At 43.4% G+C, this 8,510-nt stretch carries 6 protein-coding genes; 3 read left to right on the top strand and 3 right to left on the bottom strand.

What is annotated here, in order from left to right:
* The 3 genes from tnpA to B5D26_RS15215 all read left to right on the top strand — a co-directional run.
* On the top strand, positions 1 to 255 hold a 255-nt coding region (gene tnpA / locus B5D26_RS15220), incomplete at its 5' end, for an IS200/IS605 family transposase (protein ID WP_143833096.1).
* 36 nt (positions 256 to 291) lie between these two features.
* Positions 292 to 432, top strand: coding sequence for a hypothetical protein (locus tag B5D26_RS16710; RefSeq protein WP_407668542.1), 141 nt, complete (start codon positions 292 to 294; stop codon positions 430 to 432).
* A gap of 16 nt (positions 433 to 448) precedes the next feature.
* A complete protein-coding gene (locus B5D26_RS15215; protein ID WP_078746574.1) occupies positions 449 to 2,188 on the top strand; it encodes a sensor histidine kinase in 1,740 nt (579 codons plus the stop codon).
* On the opposite strand, the gene B5D26_RS15210 is transcribed toward B5D26_RS15215, so the two are convergent.
* From B5D26_RS15210 to B5D26_RS15200, 3 genes are all read right to left on the bottom strand, one after another.
* Positions 2,166 to 3,914: a FecR domain-containing protein gene (locus tag B5D26_RS15210; protein WP_159445686.1), complete on the bottom strand. Its 1,749-nt coding sequence runs from the start codon at positions 3,912 to 3,914 to the stop codon at positions 2,166 to 2,168. The two genes, B5D26_RS15215 and B5D26_RS15210, sit on opposite strands and share 23 nt — an antisense overlap.
* Positions 3,915 to 4,035: 121 nt before the next feature.
* The gene (locus tag B5D26_RS15205; protein ID WP_078746572.1) at positions 4,036 to 7,170 is read right to left on the bottom strand and encodes an efflux RND transporter permease subunit; all 3,135 of its coding nucleotides are present in this window, start codon (positions 7,168 to 7,170) and stop codon (positions 4,036 to 4,038) included.
* Between the two features lies 1 nt (position 7,171).
* A complete protein-coding gene (locus tag B5D26_RS15200) occupies positions 7,172 to 8,353 on the bottom strand; it encodes an efflux RND transporter periplasmic adaptor subunit (protein ID WP_078746571.1) in 1,182 nt (393 codons plus the stop codon).
* Positions 8,354 to 8,510 lie beyond the last annotated feature (157 nt).

Genomic DNA, 8,510 nt, shown 5'->3' with positions numbered 1-8,510 from the left:
GACCTACTGGAAATGGACGGTGAATCAGATCATGTTCACCTGCTGATAGCTTATCCGCCGAAGCTGGCGATCAGCGTCATGGTGAACAACCTGAAATCGGTTTCATCACGCCGGATACGCATACTCAATACCCATATCCCCCGGCAAAGCAAAAGTGCAGCGCTCTGGTCACGTTCTTACTTTGCCTGCAGTGCAGGCGGGGCAACGATCAAAACACTGAAAGAGTATGTGCAAAGTCAGGCGACACCTGATTAGAACCGCTGCGCGGTTCCCGCTTGTATCCCCGCCCGATTGGGCGAGGGTTTACGCGGAGTTTTGCTAATTACTCAGGTTGATAACCGCGCTCAAACTAGAATTACAGTTGATTTTGGGGCAGCAGGTATCAAGGTGCTAGTGGCTGATTTTGCACCCATTACTAAGTTGATAGATTAATAAGTTGAGTTCACGCATGCATTCGAAAACCAGTGCACGATTTTTAAGAATGTCTTATCCAGTCTTCGCAGTTATTTTTATTGCAGCTATGGTTTCAGCTTGGGTGTTATATCAAGCACGTATCCAACAAAATAAAGTTGTGATTGATTTAGCTGAACAAGGTATGAGTAGTGCGACTTCCGCAATATTAAAAAATCAAAAGTTACTAACAAAAGACTATGCATTTTGGGAAGAAACTTTGATTTTTAGCGACAATATTGTTGCAACAGGCACGGTGGACGAGTCTTGGGCTAAGCGTAATATTGCCGATTATTTGAATACCAGCTTCCATCTTGATTTTACGGCAATATTTAATGCCGAAGGTATATTGTGGCTGTACCAAAATGAAGAGATTGAACTTCAGCTCCAAGCCGAGGCCATTTCTGAAGCACTAACTCGAATGAAAGTGTTTGAGCGTTTACAGGTACACTGGCAAAAGAAACCACCAGAAATCTTGTCGGGCTATATCTATATTGGACAACAGCTTTATATCATCGGTACGTCACTGATCACATCAGATAACCTAGAACTAATGCCCAGCGAACAAGATAGAACTGCATTTTTAGTTGCAAAGGCAGTAAACCCTACTCTATTAGAAGAGTTAGAGCAGCTACAGAATGCCGAGGGGCTGCGGCTGGAGTCTCTTACCGATCACTCAAAACACCAACATAGTGCGATTGAGACGAGTATTACAGAGGCTTATATGCCTATCCAGAATCTTAACAATGAAACTATTGCTATTTTATGTTGGAAGCCTCTTTATCGCGCAGATGACTTTTATCAACAGCTCATTCCTTGGCTGATAGGTTTTTTACTGATATCAGGTGCCTGTATCGCTATTTATATACGCAAAGTTCAGCAAGAGGGTAACTGGCTTGATGGTGAAATTGCCCGCCGAAAACAAGCAGAAAGGCAGCTTGAAGAGCATAAACAGAAATTAGAAGAGTTAGTACGTGAGCGTACAGATGCACTTTTCAAAGCATTGAAAGCGGCTGAGCTTGCTGGTGAAGAGAAATCTCGTTTTACCGCCCGTATGAGTCATGAAATGCGTACACCTTTGAATGCTATTTCAGGTTTTACTCAGCTGTTACAATTTGAAGAAACTGACCCCGATAAACTTGAACAGTTATCTGAAATTCATACGGCCAGTGATCGATTATTAGAGATTGTTAATCAGGTTTTAAACCTATCTGACTTAGGTGTAAAACATGAAGAGTTGCAAAATGAGCACTGTAGCCTTGATCAGGTGATAACCCCTTTGTTGTTTGAGTACCAAGGCAGCCTGAAAGCTAAAGGCACCCACATTGAATTAGTCAGCCCTGTAATGGGAGAAACGGCAGTCGAGGTTCAACTACCTGTTTCGATACTGAATCATGCGCTGAAAGTGTTATTAGACAATGCCTGCTTATACACTCATGGTAATAGTAAAATCGAGTTGCAGGTGCATCAAACAGATGCATATTGTGAACTGTGGGTTTGTGATACGGGCTTAGGGATACCAGAAAATAAGCGAGACAAGCTGTTTCAACCATTCTCTCGTTTGCATTTCGATCAATTACCTAATGCAAAAGGAGTTGGTTTAAACTTGTTTATGTTGCGTAAACAGCTAGAGGATCTTGGGGCTGACGTACAATATGTTGGTACTCATCAGCCCCAAGGCAGTTGCTTTAGGCTTTGTTTGCCATTGCACAAATCTAAAACTGGAACTGCAGTTTAACCTCGTTCAACCTATGATTTTTGAGGTCCGCTCGCTGCCAGCCTGATGTAGCCACAACTGCAAACTGAGGGCTTACTTCTGCTTTTAGTATGATTTGTGCGTATTGATGTGTTTGATTATGGGCAAAAGGAGGGCTAACTGTGCGGCTTGACAAGTTTATAGCACTACTCAGCCAAGGTTTTATCTGGCTATTAAGTTGTAGCTGAAGGTTCGTCATTGAGTCAGCATCAAAAAGCAGCTGTTTCGTTTTTTGTTCTGTGTAATGACCCTTCATCAGTTGAGCTGCAACCAAAGTATGCCAAGTTTCAAAATTATAGATAAATCCAGCTCCAATAGACTGGGATTTATCCTGCCAAAGAGCACTTTCAGTTTTTAAATGTTGAGCATGGTAAGTGAGGGCTAGCCTTTTATTCAACCTTGCTTGCAGCGTCAGCTGTAGCAGCTGAGCAACATCAATAAAAGCAGTTGTGGTTGCAGTATTTTGATCGACTGATAGGTTTTGGTAGTCAATATCCAGCTTTAACTTATCATTGATTTGAAGCTTTGTACCCAACCAAAAAGCTTGATGGGTTGAGCCATATTCAATGTTTTTAGCTTGATCTCTTAGGTATTCAATCCCTGCATAAAACAGAGGTCCTTGCTGATGTTCAGCTGCAACCTCCTGATAGTTCAGTTGCAAGCCAAAACCTGAAATGCTGCTATAGGTGTTAATTGAGTTTTCCATTGCCCCTAAAGTTAACAGCTGGGGGCTTTCTCTAGTCTGTGTTAAATAACTAATCCCCCTCTTGGCACTATAGCCTGTTATCATCATACCTGAGCTTTTCCATGCTGGAAGTATTACTTCAGGTGTTGTAATGATGTCATTAACACCAGCAATCTCTTGCTCATAAGTAGGCTGATTAAATAATTCAGGCGTCTCATCCAAGCTGACAGGTAAAACATTACTACTGGCAGTATAAGCAACTTCATTCTTTTTTACAGACTGTATACCCACTTGATTGGCTAAAACAGCTTCACCAGATAGCACTTGCAAATAACTACCACTTTGCGCGCCAATTTGCTGACTAGATGTTTCAGGCACATAAAATGCGACTAAGTCCGTACCTCTAATACCCATCGTAGCTACGGGAGTACTAAGGCGAAAACTTTTTTTATTAGCTTGGCCAATTTGGCCCGTAATAGAACGTAGACCACCGGAAATGAGTTTTGCATTGACTCGATCAGCAAGCCCTTTATTAAAAATGTACTCGCTTATTTCTACTTCGCTATTAGGTCGTACAGCAAAATAACCTTGATCGACCATTTTAATTTGTACGCTACTGGCATCGCTGGTTTTGATGCGATCACCTTGATAAATCACGCTTCCTTTCTTTAAGAGCCGTACTTCATCATATTGAGACCACAGCTCCGCTTTACCATGTAAAAACAAAATTTCTCCTATCGGTTCAGACATAACCCGATAGTCATTAATAGCGATATTTTGGTTTTCTTGTATTGTAAGCGAGCTATTATCAAGCATTTTGAGCTTAAGCGATGCGCCTGAGAAAGTTTTAATTTTATCGCCTTGTTGAATAATAGAACCTGTCTCAAGTGGGCGCAGAGTATGGTTCTCTGAGAAAACTTCAACCTGTCCTGTTACAGCGACCACTTTTGCAACAGAGATTGGTGCAGTGGTTTTTTTAGCCGAACGCGCTTGACTCTGCTGTGGTAACAGTAAAAGAGCCAAGGCAAAAGTGCAGATAAGAAAAGCATAAACATTTAATGTTAATCTGTTTCGACATTGAGTGTTCAATGAAATTCCTTGAAAGAATGGCTTATGCATAGGCTCTTAATAAAAAATATTGCATTTAAAGTGATTGATGGCGTTTTAAATTTAGTCTGGGCGACCACTGAGAAATTTTATCGCCTAGTACTAACATGCAGGGGGTTAAAAATAGCGTAAGCAAAGTTGCAAAGGCTAATCCACCTGCGATAGCACTTGATAATTGAGTCCACCACTGTGTGGAGGGTGCACCCCAGCCTAAGTTGTGCTCAATAAGGTTAACATTGACACTCAGTACCATAGGCATCAAACCTAATACAGTTGTGGTTGCAGTCAACAATACAGGGCGTAGACGTAAGCAGCCCGTTTCTAGTGCAGACTCAAACGCAGACATACCCTCTTTACGCATCTGGTTGTAGGTGTCAATTAATACGATATTGTTGTTCACCACGATACCAGCCAAAGCAATAACCCCCATGCCCACCATCACAACACCAAATGATTGACCATTTATCAGTAAACCCAGCAACACCCCTGCTGTTGAGAAAACAATGGCTGAGAGTACCAAGAAGGTTTGATATAAATTATTGAACTGAATGACTAGAATTAGCATCATCAGTAGTATTGCTACCACAAAAGCAGTTGATAGAAATATCATTGACTCTTGCTGATCAGCATCTTCACCAGCAAAACGTACTTGCACACTGTCAGGCAACTGTTTTACTGCTGTTTTTAAAGCTTTCAAACGTTCATCAACTTGCTGGCCCTCAGCAACATCCGCTTTTATGGTAATGGTACGTTTACCATCCACTCGGCGTAATATCCCTGTTTTAGGTGCAGGAGTTAGGGTAACAAAGTTGCTAAGTGGTACTTGCCCCTTAGATGTATTAATAGACTGACGGTGTAGTTGATCCAATGTGCGTGCATATTCTGGCAGGCGAATACGAATATCAACCTCATCATTAGCATCTTCTGGGCGATAACTGGCTAGTTTGAGACCATTACTAACCAGTTGCACAGCATTGCCTACCCCTGAAACGGTCACACCATACTGAGCAGCGAGGGCACGGTCCACCTGAAAGCGCCATTCAATACCCGGTAAAGCCCGATCATCGTTAACATCAATAAAACCACCTAGTTGATCCATTAGATCTCGAGTTTGTTGTACAGCCTCATTAATTGCAGAAGGGTCAGAGCCACTGATTTGCAGTTCAACAGGCTTACCACTAGATGGGCCGCCTTCCTGTTTTCGAAACTCTAAAATAATGCCGGGAATATCTGCGGTTAGCTCTCGCATCTGTTCTAAAATTTTGCTGGCAGGCCGACGCTCCTCCCAATCTAAAAATTGAAACTGCAAAACACCTATTACATCTTCTGCTAATTGGCTGGAGGCGTTTGCAAATGAGCGAGCATAAAGCGTTTTAACCTCAGGCAAGCCTTGTAAGCGGTCTTCTACCCGTTTGAGTAGGGCATCTTTTTCATAGACAGAAAAATCACCTAAAGTACGCACTTGTAGTTGAGCAGATTCAGGCTCTACGTCTGGGAAAAACTCAACGCCGTGATTGTACTTTCCATAAGCTGCATAGATTAGCACCATAACCGTTAGCAGTGCAGTTAAAGAGAGAGCAGGGCGCTTTAACATCGCCAAGAGTATCTGACGATAGCCTTTACCCGCCGAGCTAGGGTTGTGACTATGGTTCAAATCTATATCATTAAACGCTTTTGCGCTGAGTCCTATCTGATCCACTTGTTCTTTTTTACCCATCACCTTACCCATTACAGGTAAAAAGATTAAGGCCATTGCTAACGAGGCAAACAAACAGATCATCACTGTAGCGGGCAAGTACTTCATAAACTCACCCATCACCCCAGGCCAGAACAATAACGGCAAAAACACCATAATAGTGGTTAGGGTTGAAGCAATAATTGGCCATGCCATACGGCTTGCGGCTCTTGCCCAAGCTTCGTTACGGGGAAAGCCCTCTTGCTGGTGTCGATCGGCCAGCTCCGAGACTACAATGGCGCCATCAACTAGCATCCCAGCCACTAATATCAGAGAAAACAGCACAATGATATTCATGGTGAAGCCGATGCCCCATACCACTAATATGCCCGTTAAAAATGCACCAGGAATGGTCAAGCCAACCAACAAAGCAGAACGAGCGCCCATCGCTCCTAACATGATAATCAGCACTAAAATCACCGCGGTCATCACGTTATTCAGCAGATCAGACAGCATACTTTCAACTTCTGAAGACTGATCCATGATAAAGCTCACCTCTAACTCAGGTGGCATTTCTGCTTTGGCAATTTCCAGTAGGGCTTTTACTTGAGCTACAGTGTTGATGATATTAGCACCAGCTCGCTTTGAAATTTCTAACACCACCGCAGGCTGACCATTAATACGGGCAAAGCCTGTAGGATCGGTAAATGTCCGTCGAACCGTTGCAATTTCTTGGAAGGTAATGACCTTGTCGCCTACCACTTTCACGGGCATGGTCATAATATCTTGCAGATTTTCAATCACGCCTGGGATTTTCAGTGCCATACGGCCTGAGCCTGTGTCTAGACTACCAGCGGCAACCAAGCGGTTGTTGCTCGACACAAGGTTATATAGTGTACTGTAATCAAGGTTGTAACTGTCCATCGCTTGTGGGTCGACAATCACTTCAAGTAAGTCTTGGCGATCGCCTGCAATATCAACCTCTAAAACCTCTGCGATGCCTTCAATCTCATCTTTTAAGCGACGGGCGATATACACTAAATTTTGTTCACTCACTGGGCCTGAAAGACCCACAGACAAAACAGGAAACAACGATACATTGACTTCATGTACGCTGGCTTCGTCTGCTTCTGCTGGTAATTTGGCCTGTGCGCTATCAACCTTTTCCCGTACATCTTGCATCGCAGTTTTAGGATCAAAGCCAGCATCAAACTCCAACGTTACCGAAGAGTGGCCTTCCCCCGCGACTGCGGTCATCTTTTTTACGCCTTCAAGGGAACGTAGCTCTTGCTCCATAGGCCTTACCAGTAGGCGCTCAGCATCCTCAGGTGCGATACCTTCAAGGCTCATAGAAACATAAATAATAGGGATAGTGACGTCGGGGTTGGCTTCTTTAGGGATCGAGATGTAGGCACCAATTCCGCCTATTACCAACATTAATAAGATAAACAAAGAAGCACGACTACGGCTCATGGCTGAGCGAATAATAGTCTCCATTTTAGTTGGCCTCTTTCGAAGTAAGTGCTCTGATCTCAATCAGCTGTACAAGGGATGGGGCAGCTTTTGCTTCACTCATCGTGACTTGTACTTTTTGATCAGCCTCAACAAAACCGCCTCCTAAAGTAATCAGATTAACCTGATTAGGTAGGCCTTGAACCCAAGCACCATCAGTTCCAGTACTAAGCAATTGAATAGGCTGAAAGACAACGCGCCCCTCAAGCGGCATGTCTGAACTAGTACGAGGGTTAAGCGTAACAGTTTTAACGCCCAGCTGACCCTGACTATTCAGGCTGAGTAAGGCAGGCGACAAATGGTACGCTTGGACCTCCCCCAAATCTATGTCTAGCGTGGCACTAGCGCCCGCAATACGTAAGTGCTCTGGGTTGTCAATTTTGACTTCAATTGGAAAGCTACGAGTATCAGTATTGGCTGTACTGGCAATAAAAGAGACCTCTCCAGTCAGTGTACGACCACTCAGCAGCTTCACAGAAACAGGTTGATGAAGTGAAAGGTTATGAACCAACTGTTGAGGAATTTCAGCACTGGCTTTTAACTGGCCAATATTGATAAGTTTGGCCCAAGTTTTACCGCTATTAAGATATTCACCAATACTTAGGTCTAGATGATCAATTATGCCTGAGAATGGAGCGGTTGGAGTGCTATCAGCTAACTGCTCTTGTACACGCACCAAGCTTGCTTTGGCTTGTTCCACTTCGTGTGTGAAGCGCAGAATTGCAGTTTCTGTCTGTAAATTCTTACTGTATAGCTTTTCTGCTGCGGACAGTTCTGCTCTTGCTAGCTTTAAACGAGCCTCAGCACTGTGTTTTTCAGCTCTTAATTGAGCATTAGACAGCTGTAACAACTTCTGTCCAACTTGCACTTGATCGCCTAAGGCAACATATAAGTGCTCAACAGTACCTGACAGTTGAGTACTGAGATCCACCTCATCTTGTGCCTCAAGCTGCCCTTGTAATATCTGTGTTCGAGTATAAGTCTGTGCCTGCATGCTGATAACCTCAACAGGCTGCAACGCCTTTTCTTGAATCACCTTTTTAACCGTAGCTGGTGCTTCGTCTTGGGCTTGATCCTCATTAGCCGTCAAGATCCAAATAATTACACCAATAATGGCCAATAACGCAGAAATTTTAGAGAGATTAAGTGTAGAAGAAGATGTCTGCATATCGAGGGCTACCTTGCAACTGATAACAAGCCACAATCCTCATGGGTTGAAGCCAGTTCTAGATCAAATGAGGGGGAGATGGTAACAACACCCTGTGATCTTTGTCATCGTTTTTCAAGGCGTTGTTAGTGTATTTAATCTAAATGCAACAAATCGC

Source organism: Oceanospirillum multiglobuliferum, assembly GCF_900167095.1.
In the GTDB taxonomy this organism is placed as follows: Bacteria; Pseudomonadota; Gammaproteobacteria; order Pseudomonadales; family Halomonadaceae; genus Oceanospirillum; species Oceanospirillum multiglobuliferum.
This window is presented reverse-complemented; position numbering and strand designations above follow the sequence as displayed.